Origin of the sequence: Dyella sp. 2RAB6, from assembly GCF_052115385.1 — a bacterium.
Taxonomy (GTDB): domain Bacteria; phylum Pseudomonadota; class Gammaproteobacteria; order Xanthomonadales; family Rhodanobacteraceae; genus Dyella_D.
Genome location: NZ_JBFRGP010000017.1, coordinates 13,638 through 30,316, shown reverse-complemented (window position 1 = coordinate 30,316; position 16,679 = coordinate 13,638). Strand labels below are relative to the sequence as shown.

Genomic DNA, 16,679 nt, shown 5'->3' with positions numbered 1-16,679 from the left:
ACTCGGCGTTTTTGCAGTCCGGCACGTCCCTATGGCATCCACCCACCTCGCCGCCCAGCCGGCCTCGATCGATCACGACGAGCTGTTCGGCCATCCCAAGGGCCTGTACGTCTGCTTCTTCACCGAGATGTGGGAGCGCTTTTCGTTCTACGGAATGAAGGCGCTGCTGGCGCTGTACCTGATCAAGCATCACGGCTTCACCGACGCCCAGAGCCTGTCGGTGCTCGGCGCCTACGGCGGCCTGGTCTACGCCACGCCGGTGCTGGGCGGCATGCTGGCCGACCGCTACCTGGGCATGCGCAAGGCGGTGCTGCTCGGCGGCGTGCTGCTGTGCCTGGGCCACCTGGGCATGGCGGTGGAAGGCCATGCGGCGACGATAGGGCCGGATGGCGTGGTGCATCGCGACCTGTTCGCGCTGAGCGTGTTCTATCTCTCGCTCGCCTTGATCATCAGCGGCGTGGGCTTCCTGAAGCCGAACATTTCCACCGTGGTCGGCAAGCTGTATGCGGAAGACGATCCGCGGCTCGATTCGGGCTTCACCTTGTTCTATGCCGGCATCAATGTAGGCGCGCTGTTCTCCGCGCTGATCTGCGGTTATCTCGGCGAGCGCTACGGCTGGAGCTACGGTTTCGGCGCGGCCGGCATCGGCATGCTGGCGGGACTGGCGGTGTTCCTTACCGGCCAGAAGTATCTGCAAGGCCACGCCGAGCCGCCGAACCCGGCCGCGCTGCGGCGGCGCCTGCTCGGCCCCTTGACCGTGGAATGGACCATCTATCTGTGCGCGGCACTCGCTTTGCCGGCGCTGTGGGCGCTGATGCAGTTGGGCAACGCCGTGCTGTGGCTGCAGGTGGCGACGATGGCCGCGTGGCTGGGCTGGCTGGCCTGGTACGTCACCGCGCGCTGCACCAAGGTGCAGCGCCAGCACATGCTGGCCTGCGTATTCTTCGTGGCGGTGTGCCTGCTGTTCTTTACCTTGTACGAGCAGACCTATGGCTCCTGGGTGCTGTTCAACGACCGCATGCTGACCAAGGACCTGTTTCCTTCCCTGGTGATCCGCGAAGGCCATCCGGTGCCGTGGTCCACGCTGCCGCTGGTGCTGAGTCCGTTCCTGGTGGCGCTCGCCCTGCGCCTGCGCGGCGGCCGCCTGCCCGGCCTGCTGCTCGGCGGCCTCACCGTGATGGGTGTGGTCTTCATCGTGCGCGACTGCGTGGTGCTGCCGCAGACCGCCAGCTCGCTCACCTATCTCGGCCCGCTGTTCATCGTGCTGCTCGCACCGATCGCCGCGTGGCTATGGCCCTTCCTCGAACGCCGCGGCCTCAACCCATCCAAGCCGGCCAAGAGCGCGATCGGCCTCGCCTTCGCCGGCCTTGCTTTCATCCCGCTGCTGATGGGCAACCCGGACCCGGCCAGCGGCGCACTCGGCAGCGTGTGGTGGATCGCACTTGCTTATCTGCTGATCGAGATGGGCGAAGTCGCCCTCGCCCCGATCGGCCTCTCGGCCGTCACCGAGCTTTCAGTGCCGCAGGTGGCAGGGCTGATGATGGGCGCCTGGTGGCTGGGCACCTCGTTCTCCGAACAGCTCGCCTCGATCCTGGGCAAGCTCGCCGCGCTGGACGTGCCGGCGGACGGGCAGATCGATATGGCGGTGGCGACGGCGAAGTATGGGGCGTTGTTCCAGCAGATGGTGTGGCTGGGGCTGGGGGCTGCCGTGCTTGCGCTGGTTGTGACGCCGGTGGTCAGGCGGTGGATGCAGGGGGTGAGGTAAACCTCGCCTTGGCTTGGCCCAAGATGACCAGGATCGTGCTGGCGATCACGGAACAGACGTCCGCTCGTCCCCGCCGCAGGGTACCCCGCTAGCCGTATCACTGTTGGTACAAAACATGCCTCGCCTGGGGCGTCGACACCCAGGGGGATACTTCCATGTTGCACCAACGCCTTGCCAAGGGCTTTACCTTGATCGAGCTGATGATCGTGGTCGCGATCATCGCGATTCTTGCGGCGATCGCAATTCCGGCCTATCAGGACTATGCCATTCGTGCGCAGGTGACCGAGGGGATGAGTCTGGCCACCGGGGCCAAGACTGCGGTTTGGGATTTCGTTTCCAACACCGGCAGATTCCCACCGAACAACCAGTCCGCAGGACTGGCGACGAATGCGTCGATCGTCGGAGATTATGTTTCGAACGTGGACGTCACCAGCGGACTGGTCAAAGTCAAATTCCAGACCGCCAACGCCAATTCGCACATCAACGCTGCAAGCATTTATCTGGCGCTTTCGCCCGTGAGTCACTCCGGAAGCATCAGCTGGACCTGCACCAAGAGCACCGTTGATCCGAAATATCTGCCGACTTCCTGCAGACAGTAAACGTGCACACGGGTGACGCAATATGTCACCTACTGCCCAACAGCGACATGAAAAGCTTATGTTGGATCGATCACAGTTCACTCGATTAGGACATCGCCACCCCATTCGTTGTGAGCTTTCGTGAAGCTAGGCACAATTCCTAACCCCACTGCTATGCGGGAATATACCGGCGGCAGAAATGGCATACATGCTGCTTAATTTGTCGCGAGCTTCCTGGTCGTTCCTGACCGTACGTATGGGGTCCGATCCCGCCTAGGGGGTTCGGGACCGGGGCTCAGGGGGCATCAAAACGGTTAGCTAACCAAAAACAGAGGAACCATCATGAAGAACGTCGTACAGAAGGGCTTCACCCTGATCGAACTGATGATCGTGGTTGCGATCATCGCCATCCTCGCCGCCATCGCCATCCCGGCGTATCAGGATTACCTGATCCGTTCGCAGGTCTCGGAAGGTGCGGTGCTGTCGGATGGCGCCAAGACCGCGATGGGTGAGTTCTACAGCAACACCGGCCATTTCCCGACGGTCAACAGCTCGGCTGGTCTGGCTACCGCCGCCAGCATCCTGGGCAAGTATGTCGCGGGCGTGGATGTCGCCACGAAGCCTGGCCAGATCCAGGCGACGTTCAACAGCACCAACGCGAATAAAAAGATCCAGGGCAAGGTGCTGGCGTTCTCCGCCACCACCAACGCCGGCAGCATCTCCTGGACCTGCACCAACGCCGCCACCACGGTGGACCCGAAGTACCTGCCGACCGCTTGCCGCAAGTAAGCGCTCGATCAGCTAGTAAGCTTGCTGAAGGAAGGGGCCGCATCATTGCGGCCCCTTTTTAGTTTCATGACCGGCGGCCGCCATCGATGCGCAGATTTCTATATCCCGCTCTCTACATCCTGCTCGTCGTGCTGACGGTCGTGGTCTATGCAGACGGCCTGCGCGGTACCTTCCTGTTTGACGACTTCGCCAACCTCCCCGCACTGGGAGCTACCGGCCCTGTCCACGATGCGGATAGCTTCTTGCGTTTTGTGACCTCAGGCTCAGCCGATCCAATAGGCCGACCCGTAGCACTCGCGAGCTTCCTGCTCGACGCCAGAGACTGGCCCGCCTCACCATTGCCGTTCAAGCGCACCAATTTGGTGTTGCACGTACTCAACGGCCTTCTGCTGGCGCTGCTGCTGCGACGCTTGGGGTGGGCAATGCGCAACGGCGATACCAGGCTGCATCCACGCTACGAGCTGGCTGCGCTCCTCGGCGCCGCCCTCTGGCTGCTGCATCCGCTATTCGTCTCCACAACGCTCTACATCGTGCAGCGCGAGGCCATGTTGCCCGCCACCTTCACACTGGCCGGCCTGCTGTTCTGGCTACAGGCACGCGAGGCTTTTCGCCAAGGCAACACTAGCGCTGGCTGGTTGGGAGCCTTGCTCGGTCTTGGCCTCTGCACCGTGTTCGCGACCCTGAGCAAGGCCAATGGAGCGCTCCTTCCCGCGCTGGCACTCTCGATCGAATGGTTCTTTCTTAAGCCCATAGCGTCTCCGGACATCGAATGGTCGGCGCAAGGGCGCCGCCAGTACCGAATTGCCACACTTTGCCTGATGGCCTTACCCAGCGCCGTTGTCGGCCTGTATCTGCTGCACGCCGGCTGGCAAGGAATCGCTCACGGCATCTCTGGCGTGCGGCCTTGGACCTTGGAGCAACGGCTCATCACCGAACCGCGCGTGCTGTTCGAATATCTGCGCCTGCTCTGGCTACCGCACCCCTACACCGCCGGCATATTCAACGATCAGTTCGTTGCCTCGACCTCGTTGCGGCGGCCAGGCACCACGCTGCCGGCCCTTCTCGGCGTGCTGGGGCTGTTGGCAGCCGCCTGCCTGATGCGCCGCAAGGCACCCGCCGTGGCACTGGCGATAGCTTTTTATTTCGTCGGGCAGTCGATGGAATCGAGCACGGTCGCGCTGGAGCTGTACTTCGAACACCGCAACTATCTGCCGGCCTTGCTTATGTTCTGGCCTCTGGCGCTATGGCTATGCGGCGCCCCGATTGCCACCGCATCACGAGTGGCGATCGACGGCGAGCGCGCCACACTATTCGGCCAGAGAGCAAAGACCATCATTGCCCTGGCGATACTTACAGGATTCGCCTGGATGACCTATGCGAGAGCGGATCTGTGGGGCAATACACGCGACCAGGCCCTGCTTTGGGCCATGCTCAATCCACAGTCGCCACGGGCGCAGGCTTATGCAGCGCAGGAAGAAATGGCCGGCGGACATCCTGACCAAGCCATCAAGCGCCTAGCGCCAGCCCTCGAGCGCAACCCGGACCAGGTGCAGTTGGCCTTGAACCTGCTGGCGGCGCGATGCCAGCTTGGCTCGATAGACCCGGCAAGCATGCAGGCTTCCATCGTTGCGCTGCGCACCACGCGCGACACCGGCAACCTCTTGGCGAGTTGGTTCGGGCGTGGCCTCGACCAGAATCGCACACCCGCCTGCCCACAGATGAATCTGGAAGGGATCGAGGCCTTGCTCGAGGCGGCAATGTCCAACCCACGCCTGATGGAAACGCCTGGACGGCGGCAGGATCTCTATCACCTGCGCGGCCGGATCGCACTGGAACGGCATCAGCCCGCCGCCGCCCTGGCTTCTTTCAAGCTCGCACTTGATCAGCAAGTGACCCCCAACATCGCCCTGCAGCAGGCAGCACTGCTGGGCTCATCGGGATATCCGGTCCAGGCGTTGCAACATCTGGACGACTACGAAAGCGTGCGCTCGCAAGAATTCGTCCCCGCCTTCGGCATGGCGCGCGTCCATGCCTGGATACTGCGCCGCCAGCACTACTGGGACAAAGAGCTGGTACGGTTACGCCAGACCCTGCGCAGCGATGCGCAAAGCCGCCCTTCTTCCATTGAATCCGCATGACCGCACTAGTTCGCCCTTTCCGCTCAGGCGGCATCACACTCATCATCCTGCTAGCGGTCACTCTGGCGATCTACTTGCCGGGACTCAGCGGGGGGTGGCTGTTCGACGACTATCCCAACATCGTCGACAACCACGGCGTGCAACCCTCGAATGCCAGCCTTGCTTCACTGACGCAAGCCGCGCTCTCCTCGCCAGCGAGCGATTTCAAACGCCCGCTCGCGTCACTGAGCTTTGCCGCGAATTACCTGATGACCGGGCTGAATCCCTATTGGATGAAGCTCACCAATCTAGCCATTCATCTCTTGAACGGCTTGCTGGTCTTCGTGCTCGCACGGCAATTGATTATCGCCACCCGGCGCGCGGATAACGACCTCGACGCCCTCCGCCGCGCGGGCGTCGCCGCCGCCTGGATCGCCGGCGGCTGGCTCTTGCTGCCCATCAATCTGACCTCCGTGCTGTACGTAGTCCAACGCATGGAGAGCATGGCGAACCTGTTCGTGCTTGCCGGCCTGATCGGCTACGTCGCAGGCAGACGCCGCATGCTGGCCGGAAACTACTGGCGAGGGCTGATCCTCAGTGCGATGAGCATAGCCATTCCGACCGCAACCGGCCTTCTCGCCAAGGAAACTGCGGTGATGCTGCCCTTGTATGCCGCGTCCGTGGAATGGGTAGTTTTTCGCTTTCAGCGCCGGGATGGACGATACGACGCCTGGATCTCCGGCGGCTTCCTGCTGTTCCTGGCCCTGCCGCTGGTTGTTGGCCTTGCCTGGTTGCTACCGGGCCTGTTGAAACCTTCAAACTGGGCCACTCGCGACTTCACGCTGGCCACCCGCCTGTTCAGCGAGGCACGCATCGTTCCATCGTATGTCGTCTGGACGTTGCTACCCACGCCTGATGCGCTGAGCTTCTATCATGACAACTTCCATATCTCGACGAGCCTGCTGTCGCCATGGACCACGGCCGCAGGGATTGTGTCGCTGGTTTTGATGATTTTCCTGGCGCTGCGGTTACGGACACGTCAACCGCTCATCGCCCTGGGATTGCAGTTCTTCATCGGCTGCCATCTGCTGACCGGCACCATTCTGTCACTCGAGCTGATCTACGAGCATCGCAACTATTTCGCCAGTTTCGGCCTGTTGCTCGCTATCGTGCCAGCGCTTATCGTCAACACTCAGCACACACCCGAGCGGATGCTGTGGATTCGCCGTGCTCTTTTCGCCGTCCTGCTTCTGCTATGGGCCAGTCTTACGGCGATGACGTCACAGGCCTGGAGCAGCCCGTTGCGGCTCGCCGAGGAATTGGCGGCACGCGCTCCTGATTCTCCACGCGCTCAGTACGAACTCGGGCGCACCTATATCATCTATTCCAATTACGACCCTGCATCGCCCTTTACGCAAATGGCGTACGCACCGCTGGAGCGTGCTGCCGCCCTGCCCGAATCATCGATCCTTCCCGAGCAGGCACTGATTTTCATGAATTCGCGCATGCACCTGCCTCTCAAGGAATCATGGTGGGAAACCATGACGAGCAAACTGAAGGCACGCATGCCAACCGTCCAGGACGAGAGTTCATTGGGCGCCCTCGTTCAATGCGCGCGCGCCGAGCAATGCGATCTTCCCAAGCAGCGCATGATCGAAGCCTTTCTGGCCGCACTGTCTCACCCGCGTACCGGGCCTCGCACACTCGCCACCTATGGCGACTACGCGTGGAACGTTCTGAACGACAAGAGCCTGGGCCTGCGCATGGCAACCGAAGCCTTGAAGGCAAGCCCCAACGAACCGGCTTACCACATCACCGTCATTCGTATGCTGATCGCACAAGGCAAGCTCGACGAAGCTCAGCGCGCTATCAAGGATCTTGAGGCTCTCAACTACGGCGGCCGGCTGGACAGCAGCATTGCCGAGCTTCGTGTTCGAGTGTCTTCTATGTAGCGCAATGGCCCAAGCACGGCTTCATCATCCGGGCGATCCATCGGGCGTTGACCGCATCGCCTTTTGCAGCAGGCCTTCCAGCTTGACCGCCAACGTCTTCCAACTCAGCGCCAGCGACGACGGAACCACCACCGGAGACCGAAGCTGCTGCCCCAATCGCTGGGAGAGGCCCTGGACATCGCCCGGCGCATACAGACACGCCGGATAGCCTTGCAGCAGCAAGGCGGCGTCGCCCACGGCAGATACGACTACCGGGAGCTCACTTGCCACCATCTCGGCAAGCTTCTGTGGGTAGCAGGCACGCCCAAAAGCGCTGTCCTTGTTGCACACAACCCCGACATCCAGCGCTGAGTACAGAAGAGGCACCTGCGCATGCGCAAGCTCTCCCAAATCCAGGGCGTCCCCGGCGAGATCCCTCGATAGCGCGCGATCACGCGGCCCTGCGACCACCAACTTTACGGACGGCTCCCGTTCGCGCAGTAATCGATAAGCATCCAACAGATCGCCAATACCGCGAGAAGCGCTCAGAGCGCCTGCGGTGCCTATCAAAGGAACATCCTGCGGCAGGCCTAGTCGTTGCCGTGCTTCACCGCGTCCCGTGGCCTGCATGAACATTCCCGGGACCCCGTTCTCCACCACTTCCACAGGAGCAACGATCGACGCCCGTGACTTAAGGGTGGCAGCAAGCGAATGACTGACAGCACTTAGCCCATCCAACCGCATGGATGCCCTGCGCAACGCGGTGCGCAGTCCTGGTAGGGACGTCAGGCCGAACGCCTCGTAATCATCGTAGAAATCAGCCACCGTCGGTATACGCGAGCGGCGCCCGACTTCCATCGCACCGATGACATGAAAAGCGTCCGAACTGGCCCAGATCACCTCCGGACGAAATTCGTGCAGAAGCTCCTGAAGTCTGCGCCAATAGGCGAGCGGCGAGCGCCACGCATCCACCGAATGCCAGGTAACGCCCGATTCCATTCCACGCGATTCGCCGCGCAGGCGGTACGAAGCGGCGAGAACCACCACTTCGTGCCCCCTCGCTGCCAGTTCCACCGGCAATTCGTACAGACGACCATAGCGGTCATCGAGAAGATCTTTGCCGGTGTACTGCCGCTTATTGAGAACAAGCAGGCGCATACGCCCCATCCCTGCCCGCGGCCTGCGACAACAATGAAAGATTGGCGGCCGCTACCGCCTCGATCGCAAATCGCTGCTCCACCAGCGTACGCGCGTGGCGGCCAAGCCGAAGTACGTCGTCGTCGGAGACACCAAACATCTGCAGCAGCGCCTTCGTCAGATCATCGATGGAGTTGGGATTGCATACCCACCCTGCCTCGCCATCCACATAGGCATCGATACCGTCACAACGGGTACACAATACCGGAAGCCCAGCCTCCATCGCCTCCAAAGCCGAATTGGACATCCCCTCGTAGCGAGACGGGAGCACGAAAACATCGGCTTGCAACAAGATGGAGCGGACCGCATCCATCTGAACAGGATCTTGGAATTGTATGCAGTCGGCCAGGCCGAGGTGCTCTACCTGGCGGATCAACGCTTCACGTTGTCCTCCATCGCCGAACAAATCCAGATGGAAATGGATGCCTTGTTTCCGACACAACGCCAATGCAGGAATCAGGAGATCCAAACCCTTCTGCTCGCTATGGCGCCCGGTCCAGATCAGCCGCCGCACTTTCGCGACGGATATACGCGGAGTCAAATCCTGTACTGCAATTCCATTGGGCACTCGACTCAGTTGCGGCCGTTCGATACCGATCGCCTTCAAGTCATCGGCAATGGCTGTGTTGATGAGATTGATGACCTGCACATGGCGATCGACCAACCTGGCTAACCATCGCCAGCCCGGAATGGAGCGGACAAAAGCCGCGTCGCCGGCACCTCGCGCATTGATCGGACAGGCCATGATCGGCCACTTGCAAAGCCTCATACCCTTCAACATGACCAGGCACAACAGACCATCGCTTATCCCGCGGCAGTACACCACGTCGTAGGCGTGCCGTTTGCGCATGACCAGCCCAGCCATCGACATGGCATAGCCGATGGCCCGCCCGAGCCGTCCGCCGAAACTCCAGCTGTGTATCCGGTGAGTACGGATAGTTTGGCCGGATACGTCCTGCATGCCGTCCGGAATGCGATGCCCGGCCACTTCCACCGATGCGCCCGCTCTGACCCACGCGGCCGCCAAACGCGCCACTTGATTCTCCGCCCCGCCCAGCACGTGCGGAGGCAGGTTGCCGATGACCAGGATCCGCAAGGCATCTTCAGCCATGGCGAGCGCTCCAGCTCAAGTACATGAGCAGCGCCCATAAGGCATACCCATAGTCCGCGCGCCCGGACAAATGGTCGTCAAACAATGAGCGGACCACCTTCGCATCTATCCATGCATCACGCCTCAACGCTTCGTCGCTCAATAAATCGGCCGCCCATTCGCGCAAGGGTCCGCGAAGCCACGCACTGATCGGCACATCGAAACCGTGCTTCGGACGCGACGCCAGCGAGGAAGGAAGCTGCCTTCCCAGCATCTTTCTCAGCAACAGCTTGCCTGTGCCGCGCCGCGCCAACCATCGCTGCGGCATGCGCCAGGACAAGGCAAGAAGACGAGGATCCAGGAGCGGCACGCGCAGCTCCAGCGCCACCGCCATACTCGCCCGATCGAGCTTGCTGTGGATACCCTCGGGAAGGCTCAGTCGCTGATCCACATAGCGCATTCGCTGCGCCAAGCCACTGACGTTCGTTGGAATACGGGGCCACGCCCAGCGCAAGCCGCGTGAGAGCACCTCGCCCCCTATCCCACCCCCGCCGCCCGTGAAAGCAAGCAACCTCGCGTAATAGTCGTCTCCATCGATCGCCGGAATACGTGCGGCCTGCCTGAGCAAGGACGCCGACCGCTTTCCGCGAGGAGCCAGCCGCCCGGCCTGCTCCAGAACCCCTCCGGCCACCCGCCTGCCGCCCTCGCCCAGCCCATGAAGTATGCCCCACGAACTCTCGGCATTCAGATAGCGCTGGTAGCCGTGGAACAGTTCGTCGCCGCCATCTCCGGTCAGGGCCACCGTCACTCGCTTCCTGGCAGCTTCGCAAACCAGCAAAGCAGGAATCTGCGCCACGTCAGCAAAGGGTTCGTCGTAGACATCGGGCAAACGGGCCACCATATCCAGCGCATGCGACGCGGATACCCTGATCTCTTCGTGCTCGGTACCCAGAAGCTGAGCGATATCGCGTGCCGGACCGGATTCGTCCAAGGCCACTTCATCGAAGCCGACCGTGAAGGTTCGAACGGGTGAACGCGACTGGCGCTGCATGCTGGCCACGACCAGACTCGAATCGACTCCACCCGACAACAGAGCCCCAACGGAAACATCAGCCATCATGCGGATGCGCACGGCGTCGTCGAGCAGCGCCTGCAAGGCGTCTATGGCGCCGTCCTCCGTCCCGTCCCACGGGTGCGCCAGTGCTTGCCCGACGGTTTCATCGAGGCTCCAGTAAGCCTCCAGCCTCGCCGTAAATGCCTCGATCGACAGCGGCGCGGCAGCATCTGCGATACGTAGTCTTAGCAAGCTCGCCGCGGGCAGCTTGAACACGTTCTTCTGGATGCTCCACGGCGCAGGCACGTAGCCGAGCCGGAGCATGAGCGCAAGCGCTGAGGGTTCGACCTCTCTCTTCCATTCCGGATGGCAACGCAAAGCCCTCAATTCGGAGCCGAATACGAGCGCACCGGAGACCCACCCTACGTATAACGGCTTTTCGCCCGTGCGGTCGCGCGCGAGTACAAGCTGTTCGCTTGAACGATCCCACAGTGCGATGGCAAACATGCCGTTGCAGCGGCGCAACGCTTCATCCAAGCCCCACTCGACAACGGCCGCGAGCAACACCTCCGTATCGGAATGGCCATGCCATCCCGATACGCCGGCCTCTATCAGCGCCTGACGTAACTCGGAATGGTTGTAGATTTCGCCATTGAACGAAAGCACATACCTTCCGTCATGGGAATGCATGGGCTGTGCACCCGCAGGCGAAAGATCGACCACTGCAAGCCTGCGATGAGCCAGGCCCACGCCGATCCGGTCGTCAAACCATATGCCAGCGTCATCCGGGCCGCGATGACGCAGCGATGAACCCATGGATAAGAGCAGAGACTCCGCCCCCATGGCTGCATTTCCCAGAAATCCTGCTATTCCGCACATTGGAGGTGGCTCAATCGGCAGGGAAACTCTTCATGTACAAGCATAGGTAGCTACCCGACTTCATAGCGGCTTCCTGCATGAGGCCTCCACGCCGTTGCCACCATGAGTCACTTGGATATCGGTCGCTCCCAATTGCTCCAGAAAGCTCCGAATCTGCTTGGCGGTCCGTCGATGCTTGTAGACATCGGTCATTGCATCGTTGGTATCGAGCAACATCCAGTCGTAGTACATCTCCCGATCACGCAATCCGAAATGCGGGTAATAATTGACGATCGGATTCATTCTACTGAGTACGAACTGGGCAACCTTCGACTCGCGAAAGCGCCATACCAATGGGAACCAGAAATCGAACACTCGCTTGACGGCGGCGAACTGCCGCTCCTTCGGAAGGCGCAGGAAATACCAGCGATAGAACAGGCCCGCGACACCGAGCGGCGGCGGCATGAAGTTCCTCAGCTTCCACCGGTAATGGTCGAATACCAGCCGACCACCGGGCCGCACCCGCGACCACAGTGCACGGATGCTCTCTTCGGAGTCCGGCGTATGCTGCACCACGCCCAGGCAAAGCACGAGGGCATAGGCTTCCCGGGGGAAGGGCATCTGGCGTATGTCCGCCTGAACGAGGCACAGCCGATCGCTCGCCCCATTGTTGGCCTTGTTCGCTGCGACAGCGCCGGAGAAGTCGAACGAGTCGAGTACCGCTCCATGCTTCAGCAGAATTTCGGTAAACCTCCCGGCGCCCGAGCCTGCCTCCAGAACCAGCTGCCCGTCGAGCGATGCCAGGCTTTGCCCAAGGCAGCGCTCCAGGCGAGTGGCTGACAAGGGAATGCCCGTCGCCGAATCCAGCTGAGTCCTTGGAAACCGCACCCATTGTTCACCGAAGGCACGTGCGTAGTTTTCGCCGGCAACAAAGCGCGGCACGCCATCCACGATCGGATAGCTGGTGCCGTCCTGCGCGATGTACGCAGCTTCGCTCCGTTCGAGCGGCGAGCCGGATCGGGGGTCGACCAAACGGGAGCATGGAGTTGTCGGTGTATTCATTCGGATCTTGGCAACACTCTATGGAATCTTAAGAGCCATCGCGGCCAGCACGGGCCACGCGCATCACGTATACGCGGCACGATGATCCCAGCCATCGGGAAAGCCAGCGGCGTGCGGATATCGGCAAGCGCTCGGCGAAAAGCATGTTCCCGGTATAGAACAGCCCGGTCGGATAACTTTTTTCGACCCGGAAGCCCGCCTCGGCAAACATCGCTTGCCAGCACCGCTCTGAAAAATAACGAGCCTCGGTAAGCGTCGTGCCTCGCTCGCCATGACGCTCCGGCCACAACATGGTCCACCAGGGTCTTGGCGGCTTGCCGCCTCCTCCTTTGCCTTTGGGCACTGGCCCGGCGAGCCGACGCCAGACTCTGGTAAACAGCCAGGGGTAGTGCGTCAAGCTGGTCCACCACCGCCAAGCAGGCGTCGGCAGCACATGTACGGCGAGCGCACCGCTGGCCATGACGCGCCGGCATTCATCCAGCAGGGGTCCGATGGAGGAGACATGTTCCAGCACGTTGGAGCTGAACACCACATCCACCGACGAATCGGGCAGCGGCAATCGGGTTCCATCGTAATCGACCACCGGAAAGACCCGCTCGGCGGCATAGCTGCTCACAGGGAGGTCGACCGCCGTCACCCGATATCCGTGAGCCTGCAGCAGCGCCGACTGATGCCCCGTGCCGGCACCGATGTCCAATACCCGCACGCCTGCCTGAGCCGAACCCGGACCGGGAAGCTCGGCGATCACGAGACCAAGCTCATACTCGCGCACGGAATGCAGGTAGTCGTTACTCATGTATTTTTTTAATCCGCCGCGTCATGCCGTAGACCACACGGCCCCATACGAGCACCCCAAGAAGAGCCTCGGCACCAAGCACTACTTCCACCACGCCCTCAAGCCCGGCAATTGGCGCACGCCACGCGATACCAGCCGCCATGGCGCAGACGGCCAGCACCTCGCTGAAGAAGCGCCAACTTTTCCACCCCAGACCCAGCAGGGCATTGGTTCCCAGGATACGCAGGCAGTACAGGGGCACGTACAGCGCCAGCAAACGTACAGCCGCGGCAGACTCAGCGAAGCTCGGGCCAAGAAGCCACGGCACCAGACCGCTGCCGAGCCAAACCACCCCTCCCATCACGACGCCATACCCTCCGGCGCCGAAGGCGAGCAACGACAGGGCCCGTACCGCACCCATCGGCTTGTCGACCGCTCGAAACAGTCTGGGCAAAGCCGCTGTCACCATGGCATCGATAGGGAGGGCCGCGACGCTTACGAATCGGTTCGCCGCGACGTAGCGCCCAGCCAATGCCTCCCCGCCCCAAAGGAGTGCGAATGACTTGTCCAGCGTGCTAAGCGCAAGCGTGCTCGCCTGCATGGCGGAGAAGCCCAAGCCGGATCGAATATCGCTCCAGCGAACTGCGCTTCCTGCCGATTCGATGGCAAGTCGGCGCCGGCTGTCCAGAATCAGGAGCAACGATGCAGCGGCGGTAAGCAAGCCATGTAGCCAAGCATAGGTATCGATGCTCACTCCGGCGGGGAACAGATGCAACAAGAGCACGGCGATAACGCGAGCCATCGAAAGAACCACCGGGGCCGCCGATGCAAACCCCATCCATCCGCGGGCCGCATACGCGTAGGCGACCTGGGTGACCCACGGCGCCCATACCAGCTCGGATATCGCGATAGCCAACAACAGCGATCCGCCAGCCGTCGCGTAGATTTCTCGGGCGACAAGCAGGTAAACCCCCGCCAGTGCCACCCCGGTGATCGCCGTCAGCAAGGAAGCCTGCCGCCAACGCTCGCTCAACATTTGCGGGTCACGGGCGGCATCCTGATACATGCGCAACCCAAGCCCGAGACCGACAAAACCGCTCATAGCCAAAGCAAGAGCAGCCAGGCCGGAAAACAAGCCATAGCTCGACGCCCCTAGCGCTCGCGCAAGCAATAGAACCCAAGCCAGCTGCGCCCCCAGGCGACCGGCGCTCCAAGCCATGACGTTCAGCGAACTCCGCGCGAACGAACCGCCGCGGAACGAAATCAGCGCAGCCACTTTGCTAAGAAGAAAGGACGCCACGCGCCTTCAGCCTCTCGAACTGGACGCCGATGCACGATGCGTATCGACGATGTCCATGGACACCGCGTGCGCTACGCCATCGCCAAAAGCGTTCCAAGCAAATCCTTGGGCGAAATCCCGGCAAGGCTGCGCGAATTCGGCACCGGACTTCAATGTATCTATCACCGCGTCGGCCAGCGCTTCGTAGTCGCCCGCCTTGACCAGGCGCCCGGACCGCCCTTCGGCGACCGCATCGGTCACGCCACCGGTGGCGAAAGCCACGGTCGGCAAGCCATGGGCAGCCGCCTCCACCGCAACCATGCCGAATCCCTCGGGGTCGCCGGGAAGTTCGCGCACCGGAAACACATGGACATCGGCGGCACCGTACACCACACCCAGCTGGCCGTAATCGGTGATCTGGCCAAGAAAACGCAGGCGCTCCGCCACACCGGCCCGGACAGCCTCGGCCTTGATCGAATCGATCGTCTGCGCTCCCGCATGCAGCGCATCGTTCGGCGCATCGCCCACCACCAGCAGGGTGGCCTCCGGAACGGACTGCACGATGCGCGGCAAGGCTCGCTGCACGAACTCGCGCATGCCCTTGCGAGTGCTTAAGCGTCCAACCGAGAGGAGCAGGGGCCAATCGCTCAGACCATGCTCCGCGCGAAAACGCTTCGTCGCTTCGGCATCGGGAAGCGCGGGCATTTGTACACCGGGATGGACGATACGAATCTTCGAAGCGGCAACGCCGGCCGAGATGGCCAAGGCACGGGTCGCCTCACTGTTGGCGATGATGCGTTCCATGCGCCGGAGCGCGGGGAACCACAGTCCACGATAGACCGGATGCGAAACTGCCATATCCAGTCCATGCACGTAGGCTGCCGCGCGCGCTTTCGCGCTTCTCGCGGCGAGCCAGACGGGCAAGGCGGTGAGGCCGCTGCCGGCGATCACCACATCGGGACGCCAGCGACGCGCGAGCCTGCATGCTTCGAAACATGCTCCAGCAAGGAATTTCCACAATGGCCGGAGCGGAACTTCCACGATCTCCACGCCAGCAGGAGCCTGCACGGCGGAACCGGCTGGACCGATCACCCGAACCTCGCCATAGCGAGCGAGTTCCTGGGCCATATGCCAGTTTAGCCGCTCCATGCCACCGACAAGCGGCGGCAGGTTGCGCGTCACTAGCAGGAAGCGGGGTCGCTCAACCATCGCGCCGATACATCAGCGCCGTGATCTGCTCCGAGACCAAGCCGATCAGGAAGATGATGACCGCCGCGCTCCACATCAGCGTGCTCATGTTGGTCAGGCGACCTTCGTGCGAGAAGGTCCACGCGTAATTAGCGCAACCGAGCAGGAAGAACACCACGGCCGTCGGCGCAAACAGCTTCAGCGGCGAATACAGTGTGGCGATCTTAAATATGATGAGCAGGAACCGCACGCCGTCCTTCAATGGCTTGATATGGCTCTTGCCTACTCGCTGCGCTGCCTTGATCGGCAGGTACGCCACGGGATAGGCGCTGCGGAAGAACGCCATCGTGCTGGTCGTCGGATACGAAAATCCGTTCGGCAGCAGGTGCAGGAACTCGCGGAAACGTTCGGCGCGCACGGCGCGAAATCCTGACGTCAGATCCGCCACCTCATGCCCCGTCATCCGCGTCGCCAGCCAGTTATAGATCGTATTGGCCACGCCGCGGCCGACGCCAGCCTGGCTACCCCAGTCACGGGCGCCGACCACCATATCGTAGCCCTCCGCCAAGCGCTCAAGCAGCCTGGCGATGTCCGCCGGGTCATGCTGCCCGTCGCCGTCCATAAATACCAGGATGTCCCCGCTGGCCGCGCGGGCGCCGCGCTTGACGGCCGCGCCGTTGCCCATCGAGTACGGCGAGGACAGGCATTGCACGTCGGCTGATCCGCAGATCTCGCGGGTATCGTCAGTGGAGCCGTCGTCCACCACGATGATCTCGGCGTCCGGCTGCGTCGCCCGCAGGCGCGGCAGCAGGGTCTTCAGGGCCGCGGCCTCGTTCTTGGCCGGCAAAACGATACTGATACGGTCCAAAATGACTCCCCCGAGCGTAAACGCGAATGATAGCCTGCCCACGACGGAGCGGCTGTGGCCGATTTGACGAAACGGCCATGTTTTCATGACGTAACGGCCGTGCCGCAAAAGTCCGCGGAGCCGGCAAA

Annotated in this window: 13 protein-coding genes; 5 read left to right on the top strand and 8 right to left on the bottom strand. The window is 62.0% G+C overall.

Annotated elements, in window-relative coordinates:
• The first annotated feature begins 31 nt into the window (after positions 1 to 31).
• The 5 genes from AB4083_RS18835 to AB4083_RS18815 all read left to right on the top strand — a co-directional run bounded on the left by AB4083_RS18835 (position 32) and on the right by AB4083_RS18815 (position 7,201).
• Entirely contained in the window at positions 32 to 1,765 is a 1,734-nt protein-coding gene (locus AB4083_RS18835) for a peptide MFS transporter (RefSeq protein ID WP_441609927.1), read from the top strand.
• Positions 1,766 to 1,920: 155 nt separating this feature from the next.
• Positions 1,921 to 2,364, top strand: coding sequence for a pilin (locus AB4083_RS18830; protein WP_441609925.1), 444 nt, complete (start codon positions 1,921 to 1,923; stop codon positions 2,362 to 2,364).
• A gap of 321 nt (positions 2,365 to 2,685) precedes the next feature.
• The gene (locus AB4083_RS18825) at positions 2,686 to 3,132 is read left to right on the top strand and encodes a pilin (RefSeq protein WP_441609923.1); all 447 of its coding nucleotides are present in this window, start codon (positions 2,686 to 2,688) and stop codon (positions 3,130 to 3,132) included.
• Positions 3,133 to 3,218: 86 nt separating this feature from the next.
• On the top strand, positions 3,219 to 5,270 hold the full coding sequence (locus tag AB4083_RS18820) for a tetratricopeptide repeat protein (RefSeq protein ID WP_441609922.1): 2,052 nt from the start codon (positions 3,219 to 3,221) through the stop codon (positions 5,268 to 5,270).
• The gene (locus tag AB4083_RS18815; protein WP_441609920.1) at positions 5,267 to 7,201 is read left to right on the top strand and encodes a hypothetical protein; all 1,935 of its coding nucleotides are present in this window, start codon (positions 5,267 to 5,269) and stop codon (positions 7,199 to 7,201) included. Before AB4083_RS18820 ends, AB4083_RS18815 begins: the two co-directional genes overlap by 4 nt.
• A 24-nt stretch (positions 7,202 to 7,225) precedes the next feature.
• On the opposite strand, the gene AB4083_RS18810 is transcribed toward AB4083_RS18815, so the two are convergent.
• The 8 genes from AB4083_RS18810 to AB4083_RS18775 are packed head-to-tail and all read right to left on the bottom strand — an operon-like array spanning position 7,226 to position 16,551.
• Positions 7,226 to 8,338, bottom strand: a complete 1,113-nt coding sequence (locus AB4083_RS18810) for a glycosyltransferase family 4 protein (RefSeq protein WP_441609918.1) — start codon at positions 8,336 to 8,338, stop codon at positions 7,226 to 7,228.
• On the bottom strand, positions 8,316 to 9,488 hold the full coding sequence (locus tag AB4083_RS18805) for a glycosyltransferase family 4 protein (RefSeq protein ID WP_441609916.1): 1,173 nt from the start codon (positions 9,486 to 9,488) through the stop codon (positions 8,316 to 8,318). Before AB4083_RS18805 ends, AB4083_RS18810 begins: the two co-directional genes overlap by 23 nt.
• Positions 9,481 to 11,400 carry an asparagine synthase (glutamine-hydrolyzing) gene (gene asnB / locus AB4083_RS18800; RefSeq protein ID WP_441609914.1) on the bottom strand — a complete coding sequence of 640 codons (1,920 nt, stop codon included), beginning with the start codon at positions 11,398 to 11,400 and terminating at the stop codon, positions 9,481 to 9,483. The genes AB4083_RS18805 and asnB overlap by 8 nt, the downstream gene beginning before the upstream one ends.
• Before the next feature lie 60 nt (positions 11,401 to 11,460).
• Positions 11,461 to 12,441, bottom strand: a complete 981-nt coding sequence (locus tag AB4083_RS18795) for a class I SAM-dependent methyltransferase (RefSeq protein WP_441609912.1) — start codon at positions 12,439 to 12,441, stop codon at positions 11,461 to 11,463.
• A gap of 28 nt (positions 12,442 to 12,469) precedes the next feature.
• Entirely contained in the window at positions 12,470 to 13,237 is a 768-nt protein-coding gene (locus tag AB4083_RS18790) for a class I SAM-dependent methyltransferase (RefSeq protein ID WP_441609910.1), read from the bottom strand.
• Positions 13,230 to 14,516, bottom strand: coding sequence for a lipopolysaccharide biosynthesis protein (locus AB4083_RS18785; RefSeq protein ID WP_441609908.1), 1,287 nt, complete (start codon positions 14,514 to 14,516; stop codon positions 13,230 to 13,232). The genes AB4083_RS18790 and AB4083_RS18785 overlap by 8 nt, the downstream gene beginning before the upstream one ends.
• A 6-nt stretch (positions 14,517 to 14,522) precedes the next feature.
• Positions 14,523 to 15,677: a glycosyltransferase family 4 protein gene (locus tag AB4083_RS18780; RefSeq protein WP_441609906.1), complete on the bottom strand. Its 1,155-nt coding sequence runs from the start codon at positions 15,675 to 15,677 to the stop codon at positions 14,523 to 14,525.
• Positions 15,678 to 15,696: 19 nt separating this feature from the next.
• Positions 15,697 to 16,551 carry a glycosyltransferase family 2 protein gene (locus AB4083_RS18775; RefSeq protein ID WP_441609990.1) on the bottom strand — a complete coding sequence of 285 codons (855 nt, stop codon included), beginning with the start codon at positions 16,549 to 16,551 and terminating at the stop codon, positions 15,697 to 15,699.
• Between the last annotated feature and the right edge of the window lie 128 nt (positions 16,552 to 16,679).

Excerpts from the sequence above, each read along its gene's own strand:
- AB4083_RS18835 (WP_441609927.1), top strand. The coding sequence starts at position 32 with ATGGCATCCACCCACCTCGCCGCCCAGCCGGCCTCGATCGATCACGAC.
- AB4083_RS18830 (WP_441609925.1), top strand. The coding sequence starts at position 1,921 with ATGTTGCACCAACGCCTTGCCAAGGGCTTTACCTTGATCGAGCTGATG.
- AB4083_RS18825 (WP_441609923.1), top strand. The coding sequence starts at position 2,686 with ATGAAGAACGTCGTACAGAAGGGCTTCACCCTGATCGAACTGATGATC.
- AB4083_RS18820 (WP_441609922.1), top strand. The coding sequence starts at position 3,219 with ATGCGCAGATTTCTATATCCCGCTCTCTACATCCTGCTCGTCGTGCTG.
- AB4083_RS18815 (WP_441609920.1), top strand. The coding sequence starts at position 5,267 with ATGACCGCACTAGTTCGCCCTTTCCGCTCAGGCGGCATCACACTCATC.
- AB4083_RS18810 (WP_441609918.1), bottom strand. The coding sequence starts at position 8,338 with ATGCGCCTGCTTGTTCTCAATAAGCGGCAGTACACCGGCAAAGATCTT.
- AB4083_RS18805 (WP_441609916.1), bottom strand. The coding sequence starts at position 9,488 with ATGGCTGAAGATGCCTTGCGGATCCTGGTCATCGGCAACCTGCCTCCG.
- asnB (WP_441609914.1), bottom strand. The coding sequence starts at position 11,400 with ATGTGCGGAATAGCAGGATTTCTGGGAAATGCAGCCATGGGGGCGGAG.
- AB4083_RS18795 (WP_441609912.1), bottom strand. The coding sequence starts at position 12,441 with ATGAATACACCGACAACTCCATGCTCCCGTTTGGTCGACCCCCGATCC.
- AB4083_RS18790 (WP_441609910.1), bottom strand. The coding sequence starts at position 13,237 with ATGAGTAACGACTACCTGCATTCCGTGCGCGAGTATGAGCTTGGTCTC.